General features: G+C 48.8%; 19 protein-coding genes, 5 tRNA genes and 1 riboswitch. Of the genes, 4 read left to right on the top strand and 20 right to left on the bottom strand.

Features of this window, described 5'->3' with window-relative positions; genetic code table 11:
- Window positions 1-55: 55 nt before the first annotated feature.
- From GPK83_RS10135 to GPK83_RS10120, 5 genes are all read right to left on the bottom strand, one after another.
- Window positions 56-442, bottom strand: coding sequence for a hypothetical protein (locus GPK83_RS10135; protein WP_215704707.1), 387 nt, complete (start codon window positions 440-442; stop codon window positions 56-58).
- A 116-nt stretch (window positions 443-558) separates the two neighbouring features.
- On the bottom strand, window positions 559-867 hold the full coding sequence (locus tag GPK83_RS10130; protein ID WP_215704706.1) for an AtpZ/AtpI family protein: 309 nt from the start codon (window positions 865-867) through the stop codon (window positions 559-561).
- A 307-nt stretch (window positions 868-1,174) separates the two neighbouring features.
- Window positions 1,175-1,795 carry a hypothetical protein gene (locus GPK83_RS10125; RefSeq protein ID WP_215704705.1) on the bottom strand — a complete coding sequence of 207 codons (621 nt, stop codon included), beginning with the start codon at window positions 1,793-1,795 and terminating at the stop codon, window positions 1,175-1,177.
- 658 nt (window positions 1,796-2,453) lie between these two features.
- A complete protein-coding gene (locus GPK83_RS17135) occupies window positions 2,454-2,576 on the bottom strand; it encodes a hypothetical protein (protein ID WP_275950627.1) in 123 nt (40 codons plus the stop codon).
- A complete protein-coding gene (locus GPK83_RS10120) occupies window positions 2,576-3,682 on the bottom strand; it encodes a M20/M25/M40 family metallo-hydrolase (protein WP_215704704.1) in 1,107 nt (368 codons plus the stop codon). Before GPK83_RS10120 ends, GPK83_RS17135 begins: the two co-directional genes overlap by 1 nt.
- A 396-nt stretch (window positions 3,683-4,078) precedes the next feature.
- Here GPK83_RS10120 and GPK83_RS10115 point away from each other — a divergent pair, with 396 nt between their 5' ends.
- Window positions 4,079-5,623, top strand: a complete 1,545-nt coding sequence (locus GPK83_RS10115) for an AbgT family transporter (protein ID WP_215704703.1) — start codon at window positions 4,079-4,081, stop codon at window positions 5,621-5,623.
- 83 nt (window positions 5,624-5,706) lie between these two features.
- Here GPK83_RS10115 and GPK83_RS10110 read toward each other — a convergent pair whose 3' ends face one another.
- On the bottom strand, window positions 5,707-6,333 hold the full coding sequence (locus GPK83_RS10110) for a nuclease-related domain-containing protein (protein WP_117513768.1): 627 nt from the start codon (window positions 6,331-6,333) through the stop codon (window positions 5,707-5,709).
- 382 nt (window positions 6,334-6,715) lie between these two features.
- Here GPK83_RS10110 and GPK83_RS10105 point away from each other — a divergent pair, with 382 nt between their 5' ends.
- Window positions 6,716-8,254 carry an AbgT family transporter gene (locus tag GPK83_RS10105; protein ID WP_117513766.1) on the top strand — a complete coding sequence of 513 codons (1,539 nt, stop codon included), beginning with the start codon at window positions 6,716-6,718 and terminating at the stop codon, window positions 8,252-8,254.
- 142 nt (window positions 8,255-8,396) lie between these two features.
- Here the strand turns inward: GPK83_RS10105 and GPK83_RS10100 are convergent, their stop codons facing one another.
- Entirely contained in the window at window positions 8,397-8,921 is a 525-nt protein-coding gene (locus GPK83_RS10100) for a C-GCAxxG-C-C family protein (RefSeq protein ID WP_215704702.1), read from the bottom strand.
- Window positions 8,922-9,069: 148 nt separating this feature from the next.
- Between GPK83_RS10100 and GPK83_RS10095 the strand changes: the two genes are divergently transcribed.
- Window positions 9,070-9,141: transfer RNA gene (locus tag GPK83_RS10095), tRNA-Gln, on the top strand.
- 31 nt (window positions 9,142-9,172) lie between these two features.
- Here the strand turns inward: GPK83_RS10095 and GPK83_RS10090 are convergent.
- The 12 genes from GPK83_RS10090 to GPK83_RS10035 form a co-directional block, all read right to left on the bottom strand.
- Window positions 9,173-9,376 carry a hypothetical protein gene (locus GPK83_RS10090; protein WP_215704701.1) on the bottom strand — a complete coding sequence of 68 codons (204 nt, stop codon included), beginning with the start codon at window positions 9,374-9,376 and terminating at the stop codon, window positions 9,173-9,175.
- Window positions 9,377-9,433: 57 nt separating this feature from the next.
- Window positions 9,434-9,507, bottom strand: a tRNA-His gene (locus tag GPK83_RS10085).
- A 36-nt stretch (window positions 9,508-9,543) separates the two neighbouring features.
- Window positions 9,544-9,617, bottom strand: a tRNA-Arg gene (locus tag GPK83_RS10080).
- 23 nt (window positions 9,618-9,640) lie between these two features.
- A tRNA-Gly gene (locus tag GPK83_RS10075) sits at window positions 9,641-9,711 on the bottom strand.
- A 90-nt stretch (window positions 9,712-9,801) separates the two neighbouring features.
- Window positions 9,802-9,876: transfer RNA gene (locus tag GPK83_RS10070), tRNA-Pro, on the bottom strand.
- Window positions 9,877-10,158: 282 nt separating this feature from the next.
- Window positions 10,159-10,683 carry a metallophosphoesterase gene (locus tag GPK83_RS10065; RefSeq protein WP_015553044.1) on the bottom strand — a complete coding sequence of 175 codons (525 nt, stop codon included), beginning with the start codon at window positions 10,681-10,683 and terminating at the stop codon, window positions 10,159-10,161.
- 3 nt (window positions 10,684-10,686) lie between these two features.
- Entirely contained in the window at window positions 10,687-11,289 is a 603-nt protein-coding gene (locus tag GPK83_RS10060) for an XTP/dITP diphosphatase (RefSeq protein WP_015553043.1), read from the bottom strand.
- A gap of 7 nt (window positions 11,290-11,296) precedes the next feature.
- Complete coding sequence (locus GPK83_RS10055; protein WP_215704700.1) at window positions 11,297-12,820, bottom strand: lectin like domain-containing protein; 1,524 nt, start codon at window positions 12,818-12,820, stop codon at window positions 11,297-11,299.
- A 68-nt stretch (window positions 12,821-12,888) separates the two neighbouring features.
- Window positions 12,889-14,055: a class I SAM-dependent RNA methyltransferase gene (locus tag GPK83_RS10050; RefSeq protein WP_215704699.1), complete on the bottom strand. Its 1,167-nt coding sequence runs from the start codon at window positions 14,053-14,055 to the stop codon at window positions 12,889-12,891.
- Between the two features lie 259 nt (window positions 14,056-14,314).
- On the bottom strand, window positions 14,315-14,629 hold the full coding sequence (locus tag GPK83_RS10045; protein WP_015553041.1) for a rhodanese-like domain-containing protein: 315 nt from the start codon (window positions 14,627-14,629) through the stop codon (window positions 14,315-14,317).
- Between the two features lie 293 nt (window positions 14,630-14,922).
- Complete coding sequence (locus GPK83_RS10040; protein WP_015553040.1) at window positions 14,923-15,099, bottom strand: hypothetical protein; 177 nt, start codon at window positions 15,097-15,099, stop codon at window positions 14,923-14,925.
- Window positions 15,100-15,181: 82 nt separating this feature from the next.
- On the bottom strand, window positions 15,182-16,540 hold the full coding sequence (locus tag GPK83_RS10035; RefSeq protein ID WP_215704698.1) for an MATE family efflux transporter: 1,359 nt from the start codon (window positions 16,538-16,540) through the stop codon (window positions 15,182-15,184).
- A gap of 372 nt (window positions 16,541-16,912) precedes the next feature.
- Window positions 16,913-17,010: riboswitch (THF riboswitch) on the top strand.
- A 66-nt stretch (window positions 17,011-17,076) separates the two neighbouring features.
- Here GPK83_RS10035 and GPK83_RS10030 point away from each other — a divergent pair.
- Window positions 17,077-17,661 carry a folate family ECF transporter S component gene (locus GPK83_RS10030; RefSeq protein WP_117483501.1) on the top strand — a complete coding sequence of 195 codons (585 nt, stop codon included), beginning with the start codon at window positions 17,077-17,079 and terminating at the stop codon, window positions 17,659-17,661.
- Between the two features lie 126 nt (window positions 17,662-17,787).
- Here the strand turns inward: GPK83_RS10030 and GPK83_RS10025 are convergent, their stop codons facing one another.
- A complete protein-coding gene (locus GPK83_RS10025; protein WP_215704697.1) occupies window positions 17,788-18,492 on the bottom strand; it encodes a C40 family peptidase in 705 nt (234 codons plus the stop codon).
- Between the last annotated feature and the right edge of the window lie 315 nt (window positions 18,493-18,807).

Genomic DNA, 18,807 nt, shown 5'->3' with positions numbered 1-18,807 from the left:
CTGCTGTCTGTTCCAAAACAGCAGCGTATAAGGCTCTATCCGTCAAGCCTGAAGCTCAGGCCTTACGGTCGGTTCGTTTCTGAAGTACCGGATACACATAAGCTCCGGTCTTCAATCCCAGTGCGCCGAAAACGACCGCCAGAAGGTTGATCGTCGTAAATTTCCATAAAAGGCACACCAGTATTACCGCGCACAGGCTGCGGATCAGCGAATGGATCACCATCTTTTTGCTGCTGTACGCCCCATCAGCCGATTCCACACAGAGTTCCGTGGATCTCGCGATACTGATGAGCAGTACCTCCGCCGCCGCGGCTCCGATCAGCACTCCGGCGATCACCGGAACGGTTCGGAAAAAAATAAGGCAGATGAGAAGCAAGATCATATTATGGATCAGAATCCCGATGCTCATTCCCACTACCTGCCTCTTTGTCTTATCACTCACGATTGTTCCACCCTTTCAATTACCCTGCTGAGGCTGTCTTCTGCCGGACAGTTCCCTGCTGCTTCATATTCCGCTTTCGTTTACGGGTACCGTCTTCTTTGCCGTCCCTTCGGCCGTCACCGCCATCTTTTGGGACGGTCAGCACCGTCTCCGGTTCCGAAACGGCTCTCCCACTGCTTTACCTGCTCTTTCTTTTCCCTGTCTTTGTCTTCTTTCTCTCTGTCTACGATATGCTTCGCCATCTTATATGCACTCAGGCCGCCCGAGAGAACCCCCAGGATCAGAAAGATCAGAACGGTATGAAGTCCGGTCTTTTTATCGATCCAGCTTCCGAGAAGCACACAGATAAGGACCGGTGTCACAACATTGAGTCCGAGCTGGGTGATCAGCACCAGGTTTTCGAGTCCGTTTTTTTTCTGACGCATTTTCTCCCACCTCACTTACCGCGTAACGCATACCGCCATTATACTAAATATTTGCGGATTTGTCCATTTCTACGCATCGACTTTACAGATATTTCATGAATTCTTTTGTCAATAATTTGCTATATTTGGACACAGTTGGATAATTGTCCTAAAATCGTCAAATGGCTTTCCGGGCAAATCCAGATCTGATTTATATTTCTTCTATATTTATATATAGAAAAAAGAGACACAGATACTTCTATGTCCTTTCATTTTTCTTCAGACTTTATTTTCTTATGTAGAGGATCCATCGGTCCGCCCATGATTTTCAGTAATTCATTCCTGTGATCGCAAGTTCTCCGTCCACGGTAATGCCGAGGATGATATTTGGAACACCGTCGCCCAGAACGATTCCTGCCATAACCGGTTCAAGGGTATCAACATCCACCTTTCCGATCGCTGCCTCCATCTCATCGGAGAAGATCTCAACCGGGTCCAGTTTCATGAAATCTTCCTTTGTATCCACCATTCCGCCGTTTGTCTTCACACAGGAGATAAACGCCGGAAAATCAATATGGTCCGCAAGGCCTTCCATATCCTTACTCTTCACGATCTCGACAAGCTCCTTTGCGTAAGACTTGTAATCCGTTTTTTCAAGCTTTGCAGCCACCTCACTCTGGAGCTTCGCCAGCTCCTCACCGGAGATCTCCTCCACCTGTACACCTTCAGAGCTATCATCTGTCTCGAACGCTCCCGGACCTTCCGCCATCTTCGGATCCACATTAGAAAGATCCGGTTTTGTCGTGTCCGCCGCTTTCGTTTCCGCATCGGAAGCTTCTGTCGTTGTCTCTGCTGCGGTTTCCTGTGTCTGTGTATGTTTTGATCCGCATGCGGTCGCCATCACTGCTGTCATGCAGAGCGCCGCCGCCAGTAAAACGTGTTTCTTCATGATTAAAAGTTCCTCCTCTGATCTTATATGTGCTCCCGGATTCTTCTTTTATATGTGCTCCAGGAATCATCTGCTTTTCCGGTTTCTGCCTCGCAGACATCTCCCCGGGTACTCAGGGCATTTTCCGGCGTACAGCCATCTGTTATACTGCATCAGAACTATACCACGGCTCTTTTTTCATGACAATAAACAATTTCTAAAGAAATGGTTATTTTTTCGTTAGAAAATCTCCACTTATTTTATTTTCCTTTTAGAGTTTCTCCATACTTCCGTCACATTCTTCCTGTATACTTTGTATCATAAAAGATACCAATCAGCAAAGACATCACGAAGCGTTTTATAAAAACGAAAGACGAGGCGTGTAGCGCCTGATCAGGTATATATAAAAATGGGGCCGGCAGGCAAATGAAATGCGCGCACATTTATGCCGGACTCGACTAAACATAATTCTCGGATCCACAAGGATCCCGAATTGACATATATTCGATACTCATACATCCCCCTTTTTTAGTATTTGTGTGAAAAAACTCCGGTATGCCAGAACCGGAGTTTTTTCATGTCTGAAAATCAATCGACGTGTCCTCTCACCCAGCACAGGTATTTGCTACAATCTGCATCTTCACGCGAATGCGCATCTTAGGGCACGTTAGTGCCTTTTTTATCTGGTCGTTCCATCGTAATCTCCTGTTAAACCTAAAAACAGGGCAGCCCTTTTATCGGCTGCCCTGTAATCTATTTGCCTTCTTTTTATATATTCCGCAAATCTTATTCTATTATTCATTAGTGTGTCATCAGATCCAGAACAAGCTCCGCGCACTTATTGAGGTTCTCGATCTTCAGCGTCTCGCCCGTAGTATGTACCTTCGTCATACCGGTAGAGAGAACGATCGGCTTGATTCCGTGAAGGGCCATTACGTTCGCGTCGCTTCCGCCGCCGCCCTTTGCAGTCATCGGTTCGCAGCCGATGCGCTTGCAGGACTCGAACACTCTCTGTACCATCGGATCGTCGTTCGCAACATTGAAGCTTACATAGTTTGTCTTTAACTTGATCTCAAGCTTTGCGCCCATCTCGTCACAGGCATCCTGTAAACATTTCTGCATATGGGCAGCCTGCGCGTTTAATTTATCGAGGTTGCGGCTTCTCACCTCTGCCACGAACTCAGCCTTTTCCGGAACGATATTGGTTGCGTACTCAGCCTTTAAGGTACCGATATTGCAGGTCGTCTCCTCATCAATGCGGAGCAGGTTCATCTTTGCGATTCCCTTTGCCGCTACCTGGATCGCACTGATTCCCTCTTCCGGAGCAAGTCCTGCATGGGAGGAACGTCCGATGATCGTCGCGAAGATCTTGATCTGGCCAGGTCCGCAGGTTAAGATCTTTCCAACATCACCGCTGGCATCGAATACCATTGCCTCTTTGCCTTTGATCATGGACAGATCCATATTTTTAACGCCGTTCATTCCGCCCTCTTCACCGATGGTGAATAAGATCTCTGTGTTGCGGCACGGAAGATTCTGCTCTTTGATCACCTTGACAGCCTCCATGATCGCCGCGATTCCGGACTTGTCATCACCGGAAAGGATCGTAGATCCGTCTGTATGGATAATTCCGTCATCGATCAACGGTTTGATCCCGTTACCCGGAGTCACGGTATCCATGTGCGCACACATAATAGTCGGCTCACCCGGAATCGTTCCCGGAAGATATGCACATACGTTAAATCCGTTGGATCCGAACCCCTCTCCGGCCTTATCGGTCTTTACTTCCAGACCGAGTGCATTCAGATCCTCAACTAACTTTTCCCCCATCGCTTTCTCATTCTTTGTCTCGCTGTCGATCATCGCGTAGCCAATGAATGTGTCGAGCAGTCTCTTTTCGTTAATCATCTGCTAACCCCTCCTGTTTTTCCTGCTGCAAAGACCTCTTTTCCGGGCCCTGCATCGCAAATCTTACTCAATCATCTTAACATGGATCTGCCATCTCCGCAAGAAAATACCTCAGCTTTATCCGGTTTCCTGACCGGATCTCTCTGGATCCATTTTGTTTTTGTCTGAATTTTCTAATTTATTCGAATTGCATTAATAATATGAGCTGTAAAAATATTTGACTAAATAAAAAAAGGTGTGGACAGTTATTTACAAAAGATATATAATCGTTTTATAAAAAGTTAATATTTTTCATTCTTAGCAAAGAATTAACTTTTTACTTTATCGGCGAAATTGCTGGAAATCTTCCTGTTTTTTCAGTTATTTCGTACTTTTACTATCACAGGAGGTTTCTGTATGAGCGAAAACACCAATACTGCAACAAAGCAGACCTGGCTCGACAAGGCATTGACCGTAGTCGAAAACGTATGTAACAAACTTCCCGATCCGGTAATCCTGTTCTGCTGGCTCTTCCTTTTCACAGCGATTATCGGTACGATCGCAACGATCAGCGGAGTCAGCCTTATCAACCCGGCATCCGGAGAGACCGTTGTTTCCCAGAACTTCTTCTCGGCAGACGGACTTGACTGGTTCCTTAATAATATGGTAAAGAACTTTACTGGTTTCGCACCGCTTGGTCTGGTAATCACCATGACACTCGGTATCGGTCTCTGTGAGGAGTCCGGACTGATAATGTCCCTCTTAAAGGGATGTCTGAGCGATGTTCCTCCGGCTCTTATTCCGTACCTCATCGCATTCGTCGGTACGATTGGAAATATTGCTTCCGATACCGCAAACATCATCGTTCCTCCGCTTGCTGCACTCCTCTATATCGGTGCAGGAAAACATCCGGTCGTTGGTATGATCTGTGGATACGCAGGCGCGAACGCCGGCTTTACCGCAAACTTGATGGTTGCCGGTACCGACTCCCTGCTTCAGGGGCTTACAAACGATGCAATCAAGGGCTTTTTACCGGATACAACTTTCCAGGTAGATGTTACCTGTAACTGGTTCTTCATGATTGCTTCTACATTCCTCTGCTCGATCGTGATCGGTTTTGTTTGTACAAAGGTTGTAGAGCCGCGTTTCGGAAAATACGAAGGCAATACTGATGAAAAGATTGAAAAGCTGACAAGCGAAGAAAGCAAAGGACTCCGTGCCGCTGCAATCACAGCCATCGTGTATATCATTCTCCTCGTAATCGGCTTCTTTACCGGTCCGTTAGCCGCTGAGAACGGTGCCTTCGTTGGATCTCCGCTCTTAAAGGGTCTGATCCCGATCCTGTTTGTATTCTTCTCCGTTTGTGCGATCGCATATGGCTTCGCTTCCGGTAAATTCAAAAAATCCGGCGACATCAGTAAAGCAATGAACAAGCAGATGGCAGCAATGGGCTCCTACGTTTCCTTCTGTTTCTTCTGTGGACAGTTCCAGGGCTTATTCAACTGGACAAAGCTTGGTACACTCCTTGCGATCGGCGGCGCTGATCTTCTTCAGTCCGCAGGTTTCACAGGTGTCCCGTTATTCATCTGCTTTATCCTCGTTGTAACCTGCGTAAACATTTTCATGTCATCCGGTTCCGCAAAATGGGCGATTTTCGCGCCGATCTTCGTTCCGATGTTCATGCTCCTTGGCTATCATCCAGGCTTCACACAGCTGCTTTACAGACTTGGTGATTCCCCGACCAACGCAGTTACACCGATGGGCCCGTATATCTGGATGGTTCTCGCAACCGCACAGGCCAAGTACATGAAGGATATAAAGATCGGTACTCTTATTTCCAACCTTCTTCCGATTGCTGTTATCCTTGAAGTGATCTGGGTGATCTTCTTCATCATCTGGTACCTCATCGGTCTTCCGATCGGACCGGGTGTTGGTTCCGCTCTTCCGGTTGGTATCCTTTAAAACTTTCGGCAGTACATAACAGATTTGTCAAAAAACGGGCAGCTCCATTTCGGAACTGCCCGTTTTATTCATCTTCAGTTTTCTTATTTTGCAAGTTCTTTTATAATAGAAGAAACCTTATCGTAATCGTACTGGACTTCTTTTACTCCCGACTGTTTTTTATACCAGTTCTTTAATTCCTGATACGTTGTGGAGAAAGAACCATATCCGAGATACAGCTCCGGAGTCTGGAAGTTGTCCGCGAATACGACCATCGGCATCACCTTCAGGCTCTGAACTCCGTTTTCTTCCATCACCTTTGTGATCTCCGCCGCGCCTTTTTTCAGCTCCAGAAGCGGATTTTCAAACTCTTCTTTTCTCTTTGCGTCTTCTCGCCGCCACATTGCTCCGTCCGGTGTTCCGTATATCTTAATTCCCCAGCCGTAAGTTCTTACAAGGTAAACACCTCTCTTATCCATAAGGACCACATCAAACGTCATTTTCCCTTCCGGCAGATTTAAAGTCGCGTTCTTTAAAACCTCACCGGGCTTTCCGCAGATCTTTTTCAGCCGTCCGGAAACCTTTTCCACTGCCTTCTCGTGGTTCCGCTGTTTGTTCATGTGTTTCGCGATCAGCCAGAACACCAGCACACCGGCCAGTATGTAGGCAAAGAACATAAAGTAGTCCTGCGCCGAATGAAGTTTCCATGTCTGAAAGTTTCCACCAAACATATTTTATCCTCCCAGGTATTCAATTAACCGCACATTGGCAGTTGCTGCCACCGACAGTCTCTTTTGAATCCATCAGGCAGGATTCCTTTATTATCTGTCATCACGTTTCATGCACGATACTTTATCTTAACACGAAACCACTATAAACGCAATAATCTTCTCATATTCGCCATTTCCTGATTTGTGCATTTTTACCAAATATTTATCATTCCATTTAGCGAAATCTCCGGCTTTTTTTCCAGTTTTCTAATTTAAAAATAAAAATTATAAACACTTTATAAAAAACATATAGCTTTTTCGAACCCTTTATAGTATAATATCCATGTAAGCGGGATCTCGGGGGTTTAGATCTCGTAAATTAAGTTTACAGGAGGTTTTTCAAATGAGTGAAAACACTACCGCTAAGAAAACCGGCGTGGACAAACTGATTGATGGTATCGAAAAAGTTTGTAACAAATTGCCGCCGCCAGCGATTCTGTTCTGCTGGCTTTTCCTTATCACAGCCATCATCGGCTGCATCTTCAGTGTAATGGGCGTTGCCCTTACAAACCCGGCTTCCGGAGAGGTCGTAACATCTGCGAACCTGTTCTCCAAAGACGGTGTTGACTGGATCTTAGGCAACATGGTAAAGAACTTTACCGGTTTCGCTCCGTTAGGTCTGGTTATCACAATGACACTCGGTATCGGTCTCTGTGAGGAGTCCGGAATGCTGATCTCCATGCTGAACAGTTCCTTAAAGAACGTTCCGGCAGCTATGATCCCGTATGTAATCGCATTCGTCGGTACAGTCGGAAACATCGCTTCCGATACAGCTATGGTCGTTATCCCGCCGATGGCTGCCATCGTTTACATGGGCGTTGGCAAACACCCGGTAGTTGGTATGATGGTTGGTTACGCAGGTGCTCAGGCCGGTTTCACAGCAAACCTGATGGTTGCCGGTACTGATACTCTGTTACAGGGTCTTACAAACGATGCGATCAAGGCATTCATCCCGGATACAACATTCCAGGTTGACCCGACCTGTAACTGGTTCTTCATGATCTTCTCCACCTTCCTCTGCGCAGCAGTTATCGGATTCTGTTCCGTACATATGATTGAGCCGCGTTTCGGAAAATACGAGGGTGCCGGAGAAGCAAAACTTGAAGAAGTTACTCCGCAGCAGAAGAAAGGTCTTAATGCTGCAGCTCTTACCGCGATCATCTACATCATCATCATTGCAATCGGATTCTTCACCGGTCTTCTTTCCGGCGAGAACGGTGCATTTATCGGATCCCCGCTCTTAAAGGGCCTGATCCCGATCCTGTTCGTTCTGTTCTGCCTCTGCGGTCTTGCATACGGCTTCACTGCAGGTACATTCAAGAACGCTGTTGATGTCAACAAGGCAATGTCAAAGCAGATGGCCGGCATGGGTTCCTACGTTCTGTTCTGCTTCTTCTGCGGACAGTTCCAGGGCTTATTCAACTGGACAAAGCTTGGTACACTCCTTGCGATCGCAGGTGCTGATGGTCTCGAGGCTGCAGGTTTCACAGGCATTCCGCTCTGTGTAGCTTTCATCCTTCTCTGCTCCTTCGTCAACATCTTCGTATCCTCCGGTTCCGCGAAGTGGGCTATTTTCGCTCCGATCTTCGTTCCGATGTTCATGCTCCTCGGTTATCATCCGGGCTTCACACAGTTACTTTACAGAATCGGTGACTCCCCGTTCAACTGCTGGACACCGATGTCCGCATATATCTGGATGATCTTAAGTGTTGCTCAGACAAAGTACGTTCCGGATCTCAAGATCGGTACTCTGATCTCCAACATGATCCCGATGTCCATCGTTCTTCAGATCGCATGGATCATCGTAGTTGTTATCTGGATGTCCATCGGACTTCCGTTCGGACCGGGCGTAGGCGTTGCTCTTCCAGCTGGAATCCTCTAATTCAGAGTATAGCAGCTTGCAAAGCTTATTGTGTAAAATATAAAGGCAGAATGACCCGTCGCTTTTGCGACGGGTCATTTTTTGTTGCCATAATGATACCTCAGAGATGAGTTCTATTCTTCTCAAGATCGGAAATTCAATTTTATTTCTGTAGTTCTTCCAAGTGCCTCTCCAGAATATCCGCTGCACAGGCTGCAAGCTCTGCGCATGGGCGTTTTTTATAGTAGCTCTCCGTTCTCGCCTCCGGAGCCGGAGTTGTATCCGAATTGATCCCAGCCAACAGTTCCCGGCAGATATAGCTGCCGTTCTCGTCCTTAAACGCCGTTACAAGCTTCTGAATTTTTTTATAGTGATCCTGCTTCTCCGCTGCCGCTTCCGGGTCTGTATAGCCTTCCAGAGCCCCACAGACCAGTGCCATTCCGCTGACACAGCCACATACCTCCCGAAGTCTTCCGAGACCACCGCCAAACGAGGATGCCAAGCCTGCCGCCATCTCTCTGCTGATTCCGCGTACCTCCAGTTCATCCGCAAACGCCAGTGTCACTGCCTGGGAGCAGTTGTAACCTTCCTTAAATAGTTCTCTTGCCAGATCACCGCGCGATTTTAAACAGGCTGATCCGTTTTTTTCTGTGTTTTCCACAATCTCTGCTGTTTTTTCCTCTGTCATTGCTATACTCCTTTCCTGTCAAACCATAGTTAAAGTTCTGCCATGCGCTTTCTTATCCAGATCAGCATATGGCGAACCAGATGGCAAGTCGCCAATCCTCTGCTTGTTTTTTTTTCAGTCTTATGATAGAATACTATTGTTATGGCAATGGGCCATCGCCAAGCGGTAAGGCACAGGACTTTGACTCCTGCACTCGAGGGTTCGAATCCCGCTGGCCCAGCGGAAAAAGGCTGAATTTCTATTATAGAAATTCAGCTTTCTTCATTTTCATTGAGTTCATTTTCTATTTCCTGAATCATCTTCAGAATGCTTTCCCGACAATGTTCCACCGCATCCGCGCACACATCCAGGTCTTCCTTCGTCACCTCAATACTCTCATCTCCCGGATATCTCTCTGCAAAATAATATCCGTTAATGATCTGCGTTTCCACTTTCACTTCACGATCAAATTTCACATCTAACCTTTCGTAAAATACAAAAAAGCCCCGGGAACTGCTTCCCAGGGAAATACGGGTGGATACAGGGATTCGAACCCTGGGCCTCCAGAGCCACAATCTGGCGCGCTAACCAGCTGCGCTATACCCACCATAATATAAAATTCGAAATCACACTTGATTTCAAATGAGCCTGAAGGGATTCGAACCCCCGACCCACGGCTTAGAAGGCCGTTGCTCTATCCAACTGAGCTACAGACTCATTATGCTTTTTCGCAAAAGCAAAGCGGGTGATGGGAATCGAACCCACGTATCCAGCTTGGAAGGCTGGTGTTCTACCATTGAACTACACCCGCAGGAAAATTTTTCTTTTTTCGCTGACCAGTAGATTATATCTCATATCCACTCATTTGTCAACAAGTTTTTTATCTTTTTTTCGATAAAAATCGGGGTGACAGGATTCGAACCTGCGACTTCCTGGTCCCAAACCAGGCGCTCTAGCCAAGCTGAGCCACACCCCGGGGATTTCGCAAAGCATTTAAAAACAAAAGTTCACTAAATGCGTTTAAAATTATACCGTAGATAGGTTGGATTGTCAACCACTTTTTTTATTTATTCGAGGCTTTATTCGAGGCTGAATCCTCCACTATCTCCGTTCCGGCGGCATTTCTTCTACAATTGGCTGCATACGCACTTTCTGCGCAGGCAGCTATCTGATTTCATACAAAAAGCAGCTCCGAACTTATTCTTCGAAAACTGCTTTCTGATTTTATCTGTTTTGTGCCAATTATTTCCGGTCCCGCCTAGTAAAGTCCCGACGGAATATCCCTGTCCTGATCCACATAACAGACCGTATAATGTGCCTCACCGTTCCGATCAAGCTCCATCAGCATGTAGGACGGCTTTCTTCCGTCCTGTCTCGGATAGGAGAGACTTCCCGGGTTCAATACAACAAGCCCGTCCTCACAGTACTCCAGATGCGGCTTGTGGGTATGTCCGAACATGACGATATCGGCTTTTCTGGCTCTCGCCTCTTCCTTGATCGTCTCCAGCTCGAAAGATACGCCGTACATATGGCCATGGGTCAGAAATGCCCGGTATTTTCCGATCGAGATTTCCTTCTCCCTGTCTGTCTGGGAGAAGAAGTCATTATTTCCGCGCACCACGCGGATCACGCAGTTATCATTATTTACCCATTCCTTAAAATATGCCTCGCTGCCCTCGGTATCGCCCAGGTGGATCAGCATATCGAACGGGGACTGTTTCTCAATAATTTCCCTGAGATTTCCATCTCTTCTGTGGGTATCGCTCACGATCAGAATTTTCATACTTTATTCTCCGATCTCTTCTGCAAGACGTTTCTTCATCGCCCGAAGCGCTTTTCCGCGGTGACTGATGGCATTCTTCTCATCCATGGTGATCTCCGCCGATGTCTTTCCGTACTCCGGCAGCATCAGGATCGGGTCATAGCCGAATCCGCCTGCGCCAGCCGGTTCATGGGCGATCACACCCTCCATGGTTCCCTCCGCTGTCAGGGTTCTTCCATCCGGGAGAACTGCCGCGATCACGCAGACGAAACGCGCCGTGCGCTTTTTCTCCGGAACACCATCAAGGCGGTGGATCAGGTTCCAGTTTTTAATTTCATAGGAAGTCTTCTCTCCCATGTAGCGCGCGGAGTAAACGCCCGGCTCCCCGTTCAACGCATCGATCACAAGACCGGAGTCATCTGCCAGAACGATCCCGCCTGTCTTCTCCCACACGGCTTTTGCCTTAATTAACGCATTTGCCGCGAATGTATCTCCATCTTCAACAATATCAATGTCAACACCGGCTTCCTTCATGGACAGGATCTCCGCCCCGAGGTCTTTTAAAATCTCGCGGATCTCCCGCATTTTTCCGGCATTTGATGTTGCAAAAACAATTTTATGTTCCATGTATCTCTCACTTTCCAATTTTCCGGCTGTAGGCCTTCAGGCACACGTTGCATCTTTTGGATGTCTCCGTCCGTTCCCACAAAGAGCCGTCGAAACTAATATACCCCTCGCCGTCGCCTATGTCAATATTTCCGGTCCGTCCGCCCCCAGCATACTCCACCGCCACTGGCTGCGTCGTCCCAGGCGTGCGGATCCTTACCGCCACAACGAACATTTCGCCTGCATCCAGTTCCTGGGCCTTTGCCAGGTTCACTGTATAAAATCCCGTATCCGGCAGTGTCCCGGATGCCAGGACTTTTCCACTGTCCGTCTGGAATTTCACATTATTTTCCACATGTTCACGGAAGCTGTCCCCGTCAAACACATACACTTCATACTCCGTGTCCGGTGCCGTAGCGTAGAAGCCCACCGCCTCCAGCGTCTCGTCCGACTCCGCTGTATACGCGTTCGCCATCCAGGCCTCCGGCTCGCCGAATCCCATCTGCCCGGTCCAGCCGCAGAGGTCGCTCTGGTAATTCCTGTCGAAATTGTCCGCCGGTCCGATGCCGCAGTAGGAGATTCCGCTCTCCGCGATCCAGCTGTCCTCGTAGGACACATGGAAAAAGCCGCCGTCTCCGAAGTTCTCTCCCCAGCTGTTCACGCAGAGGAATGCTCCGTCCGATTCCGGGTTCGATGCAAATTTTTCTTTCGGATAGTTGTCATCCCATCCGATGATCACCGCGTCATGGTTCGGTTCTTCGCTGCCTTTGTAGCAGACATCCTCATCACTCACCCGGTTTTCTGACGGGAGGTAGAGGGACGTCTGGACACCGCCATATAAATACACTGCCCGTTTTACCGCGTCGTAATTCCGTTCCGGCAGGATCCGGATCTCCTGGACGTGGCAGACAGGTGCAAGGCCGTCCGGCGAAGTGCTGTCCCCATAGGGATCATCCTCCTCGGAGACAGGTCCCTGCCAGGCTAAAAGATACGCCATCGCCATACTGTAATCGCCGCCGGAATTCTGACTGATCCCAAAACTGTTGTGGATCGACATGTGGTCCGCCGAGAGCGGCACCGCCATGGACTCCGGCATGGAGGTCTCCACCGCCTTTAACGCCGCGAACGCCCAGCATGTGCCAAGATCTCCCTGGTCGGAGACGGAGACGGTCCGATGCTCACGGATGTCATAGGATGAGGGGAGTTCTATGGTTTCCGGATCCGAATTTCCGCTGCCGGAAGCCTCCGTTCCTGCATCTGTATTCTTCTGGTCAGGATCAGCTCCCGCTTCATCTGTTTCTGCCAGATCCACGCCGCCATCTGTCAGCGTTTCCTTACCGCCGTCCGTGCTTTCCACACGCTCCGCAATATCCTGGTCAGATTCTTTCTCTCCGCCTTCCTGTTTCGGATCCAGCACAAAGGCGATCTCTGTGGTTACCAGATCCAGGATCTCTGTCCTCGCTGTAAAGACAGCCCCGGCTGCCAGCACCGCGATCCCGCAGGTCCACAGACCGTCCCTGTTTCTGCGCCCTTTTCTTCTTCGACTTCTCATATCCGCTTACCTGCGTTTCTGCCTGCAATCGGCATTTTTGTCATCTCTGTGTGTCTGCTGCCGTTCTGTTATCTCTCTTCTCTTCTGTCCTCACGCTTTCTCTGCGGTTTCGGTCCTAAGAACTGGTAGAAGTAGGTCTTCATCATACCATTGTAGATCTTCCGATTCTTATCCGCCTTGCGGCCGAAATACCGCTCGGTGTCTTCGTAAGCCGTAATGATATAGGCAGACCAGGAATCCAGCTCCGCGAAGCGCTCGCCGATGGTCTTATATAACTCCGGCAGATTCTTTTTATCTTCAATTCGCTCACCGTACGGCGGGTTCGTGATCAGGAAGCCGTACTTTTTCGGGTGGCTCAGGTCGCTGACGGATCTCTGCTGGAAATGGATCAGCTCATCCACTCCTGCTGCCTTCGCGTTCGCTCTCGCCGCACGGACGATATCACCGTCGATATCATATCCTTGAATATCCGTCTGGACGGAGAGGTCCACGAGATCGTTCGCCTCGTCCATGGCGTCATACCAGCATTTTCTGGGGATCAGGTGCTTCCAGTCCTCGGACAGGAACTCACGATTCATTCCCGGTGCCATATTTGCCGCGATCATCGCCGCCTCGATGGGGAAGGTGCCGCTTCCGCAGAACGGGTCCACGAGGATCCGGTCGCTCTTCCACGGGGTCAGCATGATGAGAGCCGCCGCCAGCGTCTCCGTGATCGGTGCTTTACTCGTCAGTGTGCGGTAGCCGCGCTTATGCAGGGACTCGCCGGTGGTGTCGAGAGCCACTGTCACCGTGTCCTTGTGAAGGAAGACACGGAGCGGGAAGCTCGCGCCGTTTTCCGGGAACCACTCGATCCCGTACGCCTTTTTCATCCGCTCCACCATGGCTTTTTTCATGATGGACTGGATGTCAGACGGACTGAAAAGCTTGCTCTTGATGGAGGACGCCTTTGCGACCCAGAATTTCGCGTCCTTCGGGAGATATTCCTCCCACGGGATCGCGCGGGTTCCCTGGAACAGGTCCTCGAAGGTCTCCGCGTGGAAGCTGCCGACTTTTAAGAGCACGCGCTCTGTCGTTCTGAGGAAAATATTGGCGCGGCAGATCGCCTCCGCATCGCCGATAAACGTCACACGGCCATCCTCCACCTGGCTGACCTCATATCCGAGATCCAGGATCTCCTTTTTCATGACTGCCTCCAGGCCGAAATGGCATGGGACGATTAATTCAAATGTATTCAATCTGATTTTCTCCGTTCTGATGTGTCATGTAACTGCCTGGTATCTTAGCAGTTACTGTATTTTCATAGTTTCACGCCATCCATGACTTACGCCAAATGGTCATATTCCATTTAATTTTAAGGGTTTGCAGCGTCCCTGTCAATCCCTGCCGAACCTCAAAGCAGACTTACATTCCGCATTTTTTCCGAACTGCTTATACAATAAGCCTGGCTCCCGGATGCAGCTTATCACTGATAACCGCGTTCGGTGCAAGAATGTGCTACTCTTTACATCTCACATAATACTTCCCTCTATAATAATGAAGTCCCCCAAGTGCATTCACCGCGTCATACCCGCACCCTGCAAGCTTCCTCGCCGCAAGCAGGCTCTGGCCCCCGTAGGCGCAGTAGATGACCACAGGGCGGTCTTTCGGAATCTCCGCCTCCACTTCATCCAGCCGCTCATAAGGCAGGTTCACAGCCCCCAGGAGATGTCCTGCCTCATATTCCCTCTGCTCCCGCACATCCAACAAGGTGAATGTCCGCTCCCCGTCCAGAAGATACTCCAACTGCTGCACCGAAATCGTCCGAAACATATACCTTCTCCTGAAACAAATCCTTAATGTAAGGTATGCCGGGCGGTCCGGACAGGTTCTATGTACACTATTACACACAAAAAATGTGCCTTGGCACATTCTCGCACCTCGCGCGGTCGCTTGCGACAATCTGCATCCTCGCGCGAGTGCGCATCTTTGGCGTGTTAGTGCCTTTTTATGTAACAGGGATTTCCCAGGAATTCCCTGTTACATAAAAACAGCGGCAGGTTCTGCTCCTGCCGCCGCTTTCATCATATTCTGCGAATGTGTGCTGTCTTCACATCCGCATCTTTTTATCTCTTGCAGTTTCTGCCATTATCCATAGAGTCCCTGGAACTGTTTCTTGTGCGATTCTGGCTGCTGTTTTCAGAACGGTTCTGGCTGTTTCTGCTCTGATTCTTTGTCTTATCGTAGGTCTCAGACTCGCTGCTCTTCATGTTGTCGTCCATATCATAGCTGTTTCTTGCCATTTTTTCGTACCTCCTAGAGTGGTTTTCAAGCCGCGGACATTTTCCGCCGCTGCATCCTCTAGTATGGTCCGTTCCCGAACGATTATGCAGCTTCCCCGAAAAGAACTTTTAATTTTTTCATACAGTGGAAGAACGCCGGGATCAGGAAAGCATCCGCGAAGATCCACGCTAACGGGCTCGCAAAGCATGCCGGAAGGAAGCCGAATACCGGAACGAAGCAGAAGCCCACGAGAGATCGTGCCGCCATCTCGCAGACACCCGCGAGGATCGCGAATGTGGAGAATCCCATTCCCTGGATCGTAAAACGCACCACATTCACAAAGGTAAGCGGTATGTAGAACATGCTGTTTCCGATAAGGAACATCGCCACGCGCCCGATGATCTCCGTCTGGTCCGCGTCCATAAAGAGAAGCGCGATATGCTTTCCGCCAAAGAACAGGATCACAAACGCGATCAGGGAGTAGACGATACCGATCAGACTCGCCGCCTTCAGTCCCTCTTTCACGCGGTCCAGCTTCTTCGCTCCCACGTTCTGTCCCGCGTAAGTCGCCATAGTTCCACCCAGTGCGTCAAACGGACAGCAGAAGAACATGCTGACCTTGCTTCCCGTAGAAACGGCCGCAACCGCCATAGAACCCAGAGAATTTACCGCAGTCTGGAGCACAACGCTGCCGATGGCCGTGATGGAATACTGAAGTCCCATAGGAATCCCCATGCCGCAGAGTGTGCCGAGCATTCTTCCGTCTGGCTTCCACTCGCCGTTTTTCATATGAAGGATCGGGTAATGCCTGAGCATGTAGACCAGGCACAGTACCGCGGAGATTCCCTGGGAGATGACCGTCGCCAGAGCCGGTCCGCCAACGCCCATGCCAAGGACCAGGATCGTAAAAAAGTCGAGACCGATGTTCATGAGGGAGGACAGGAGCAGGAAGTAGACCGGTGTCTTGCTGTCGCCCAGACTTCGGATGATGCCCGCCAGCATGTTATAGAGGTATGTGACCGGGATTCCAAGGAAGATCACAAAAATGTAATCATAGGCGCCCTGGATAATGTCCTCCGGCGTATTCATCCACTGTAAAATATTCATGCAGAGTGCACCTACGACCGTCGTCATGACCACCGCGAACACCGCTGAAAGCCATCCGGCGTTCGCCACGAACTTCCTCATTCCCGTATAATCACCCGCGCCGAACTTCTGCGCCACCGGGATCGCAAATCCGCTGCAGGCACCGGTACAGAAACCGATGATCATAAAGTTGATGGAACCCGTCGAACCAACTGCCGCCAGGGACGATACCCCCAGGCATTTTCCGACAATGATCGTGTCTACCATGTTATAAAACTGCTGAAAAAGAAATCCCAGCAGCATCGGAACTGCAAAGCTTAAGATCAGCTTCATTGGCGATCCGACTGTCAGATCCTTTACCTCACTTTTCTGCATATGTAACTCTCCTGTGTCATTTTACTCGGTCTTTATATTATGTAAACCACGGTTCCGGTTGAATCTTCCTGACTCTCTGACATACGTTTCCCATGGTCTACATGTTTCAAACGAACTTGCTGTATTATAAATCAGTGTTTTCAAAAAGTATATATATCAAAACACCGAAATTACGGAAATTTTTTCCACATTCTTTCGTCAAAAAAGCTTTTCGGCCGTATAGTTTCGACCCGCCTGCGTTTTCCGGGTACATGTTCCGTCTGATTTTCGCCTTTCTTCCGTCTTTTCCTTATTTCACCCTTTACATTCCACACCATTCATGATACTGTAATTGCATCAGGGGCGCTGACCGCCCTGAAAATCAAACAAACATGCAGAGTAGACGTGTGCGCGTCAAGTGCCCGCCAGACAGGGAGTTGCTGGCAGGACGAAGGGAATTTCCCGCGGTGCACATATCGCATCCCGCTGCATCAGAAGATAGCTCCGTATATTATCTCCTGTTGTGGTCCGAGAATCTGCAAAGGAGGTATTTTTTTATGCAAAAAAGCTCGAACGACCTCTTTTCCAGGATCTTTGAATCATCCCGTGAATTCAAGAAGGTCACCACTATCACTACCTGCGCCATGTTCGGCGCGCTGTCCGTTGTACTTGGATACTACTCCTTTAAAATCACACCAAACTTAAAGATCGGCTTCGGTTCCATCCCAAATATGCTGGTGGATTATCTGTTCGGCCCGGTCGTCGGCGGATTATTCGGCGGCGCTATGGATGTGATCAAGTTTATGTTAAAGCCGGACGGCGGATTTATGCCGGGCTTTACATTCAACGCGATGCTTGCGGCGTTTATCTACGGCCTGTTCTTCTATAAAAAGAACCTTTCCCTGCCGCGGATCCTCACGGCAAAGCTCGTGGTGATCGTTCTCTGCAACATCGTCCTCGGCACTTACTGGTTGACGCTCTTAAACGGAAAGGGATTTTTAGCAATTCTGCCAGCCCGCGCCATCAAGAACCTGATCCAGTGGCCGGTGGACTCCCTGATCTTCTTCCTTGTGGCGAAGACCTTGGAGCAGGCAGGAGTGTTTAAGCTTATTCTTCATGCTGGGAACCGTCAGAGAAGATAGTATAAATCTGCTGCTGACGACCTCTTTCGAATGCATCGCAGTAAAAAATGCTCTCTGCAGCAATCCTAACGATCTGCTGTAAAGAGCACTTTTTTAATCCTTTTTATCCTTTATCCAATTTTCAGGTTAATCGCCAAGTACATTTACGATTCTCACCGGTGTGCGGTAGTTCCATCTGGAAACCTTGATTCCGGTTCTCTCTGTGGAGGCATGTACGATCTGTCCGTTTCCGATGTAGAGAGCAACATGGTTGATCCTCTTTCCAGATCCGTAGCAGATAATATCGCCCGGGCGCATCTCGGAGCTGCTTACCTGGCGGCCCATACGAGACTGTCCGCCGGAAGAATGCGGAAGTTCAACTTCTGCTGCGTGACGCATTACATAGGAGGTAAATCCAGAACAGTCAACACCAGTATTCGGGTTTGTTCCGCCGCATTTGTAGCGGTTTCCTACGAACTGGAGCGCATATGTAACAATTTCGGAACGGAGATCATTCTCAACTTCGATAGTTGCCTCAAGTTCTGCCTCTGCCTCGTCGGCTTCTGCCTCAGCCGCTTCCTCCTCATCGGAGTCTGCCTCAGCCACTGCCTCATCAGCATTTGCTTCTTCTTTATCTGTCGTCTCTTCAGAACTCTCTGTTTCTTCTGTCGCTGTCTGCTTGTCCTCTTCCAACAGGTTTCCGTTTTCATCGAGGTGGATGATTCTTACGACCATCTTGTCCTCTTTTACAGCTGCCGTTGTCTCGTCCGCGAAGGAAACGATCGGAAGGGCTGCCGTTAAGGCCATACATAAGCAGGTGATTTTTAAAGTTCTGAAAAGTTTTTTTGTCATTGATGTCCTCTTATCTTAAACTTTAATGATTTGTAATGTTTGTTACAAATATGTTAAATCTTGTTACGAACAAATTATATTTCTCACAGCCACTTTTGTCAATACATATGAAGGAATTCATAAACTCTTAATAATTTAGGCAAAAACCGCCAAAAATGTGGCAAAAATGCGGCGCTCCCCCGCAGAGAGCGCCGCACATGTTTACATAACTTATTTCAATTGTAACATCCTGTAATCTGTTGATTTTTTCAGTAAAATCAGGGTTTTTCGGACATTTTCGTCTTTAAATCCATGAACTGATCCGCCATTTTCTGT

It is taken from the genome of Clostridium sp. MCC328, from assembly GCF_018785465.1.
In the GTDB taxonomy this organism is placed as follows: domain Bacteria; phylum Bacillota; class Clostridia; order Lachnospirales; family Lachnospiraceae; genus Pilosibacter; species Pilosibacter fragilis.
Note: the sequence above shows the minus strand (reverse complement) of the source record. Positions and strands in the feature narration are given on the sequence as shown.

Bases quoted from the DNA above. Each gene is read 5' to 3' on its own strand.
- GPK83_RS10045 (WP_015553041.1), bottom strand. From the start codon at position 14,629: ATGTTTCGGACGATTTCGGTGCAGCAGTTGGAGTATCTTCTGGACGGG.
- GPK83_RS10120 (WP_215704704.1), bottom strand. From the start codon at position 3,682: ATGATTAACGAAAAGAGACTGCTCGACACATTCATTGGCTACGCGATG.
- GPK83_RS17135 (WP_275950627.1), bottom strand. From the start codon at position 2,576: ATGAATAATAGAATAAGATTTGCGGAATATATAAAAAGAAGGCAAATA.
- GPK83_RS10055 (WP_215704700.1), bottom strand. From the start codon at position 12,820: ATGAGAAGTCGAAGAAGAAAAGGGCGCAGAAACAGGGACGGTCTGTGG.
- GPK83_RS10025 (WP_215704697.1), bottom strand. From the start codon at position 18,492: ATGACAAAAAAACTTTTCAGAACTTTAAAAATCACCTGCTTATGTATG.
- GPK83_RS10130 (WP_215704706.1), bottom strand. From the start codon at position 867: ATGCGTCAGAAAAAAAACGGACTCGAAAACCTGGTGCTGATCACCCAG.
- GPK83_RS10105 (WP_117513766.1), top strand. From the start codon at position 6,716: ATGAGTGAAAACACTACCGCTAAGAAAACCGGCGTGGACAAACTGATT.
- GPK83_RS10030 (WP_117483501.1), top strand. From the start codon at position 17,077: ATGCAAAAAAGCTCGAACGACCTCTTTTCCAGGATCTTTGAATCATCC.
- GPK83_RS10110 (WP_117513768.1), bottom strand. From the start codon at position 6,333: ATGTTTGGTGGAAACTTTCAGACATGGAAACTTCATTCGGCGCAGGAC.
- GPK83_RS10035 (WP_215704698.1), bottom strand. From the start codon at position 16,540: ATGCAGAAAAGTGAGGTAAAGGATCTGACAGTCGGATCGCCAATGAAG.
- GPK83_RS10040 (WP_015553040.1), bottom strand. From the start codon at position 15,099: ATGGCAAGAAACAGCTATGATATGGACGACAACATGAAGAGCAGCGAG.
- GPK83_RS10060 (WP_015553043.1), bottom strand. From the start codon at position 11,289: ATGGAACATAAAATTGTTTTTGCAACATCAAATGCCGGAAAAATGCGG.
- GPK83_RS10115 (WP_215704703.1), top strand. From the start codon at position 4,079: ATGAGCGAAAACACCAATACTGCAACAAAGCAGACCTGGCTCGACAAG.
- GPK83_RS10100 (WP_215704702.1), bottom strand. From the start codon at position 8,921: ATGACAGAGGAAAAAACAGCAGAGATTGTGGAAAACACAGAAAAAAAC.
- GPK83_RS10065 (WP_015553044.1), bottom strand. From the start codon at position 10,683: ATGAAAATTCTGATCGTGAGCGATACCCACAGAAGAGATGGAAATCTC.
- GPK83_RS10125 (WP_215704705.1), bottom strand. From the start codon at position 1,795: ATGAAGAAACACGTTTTACTGGCGGCGGCGCTCTGCATGACAGCAGTG.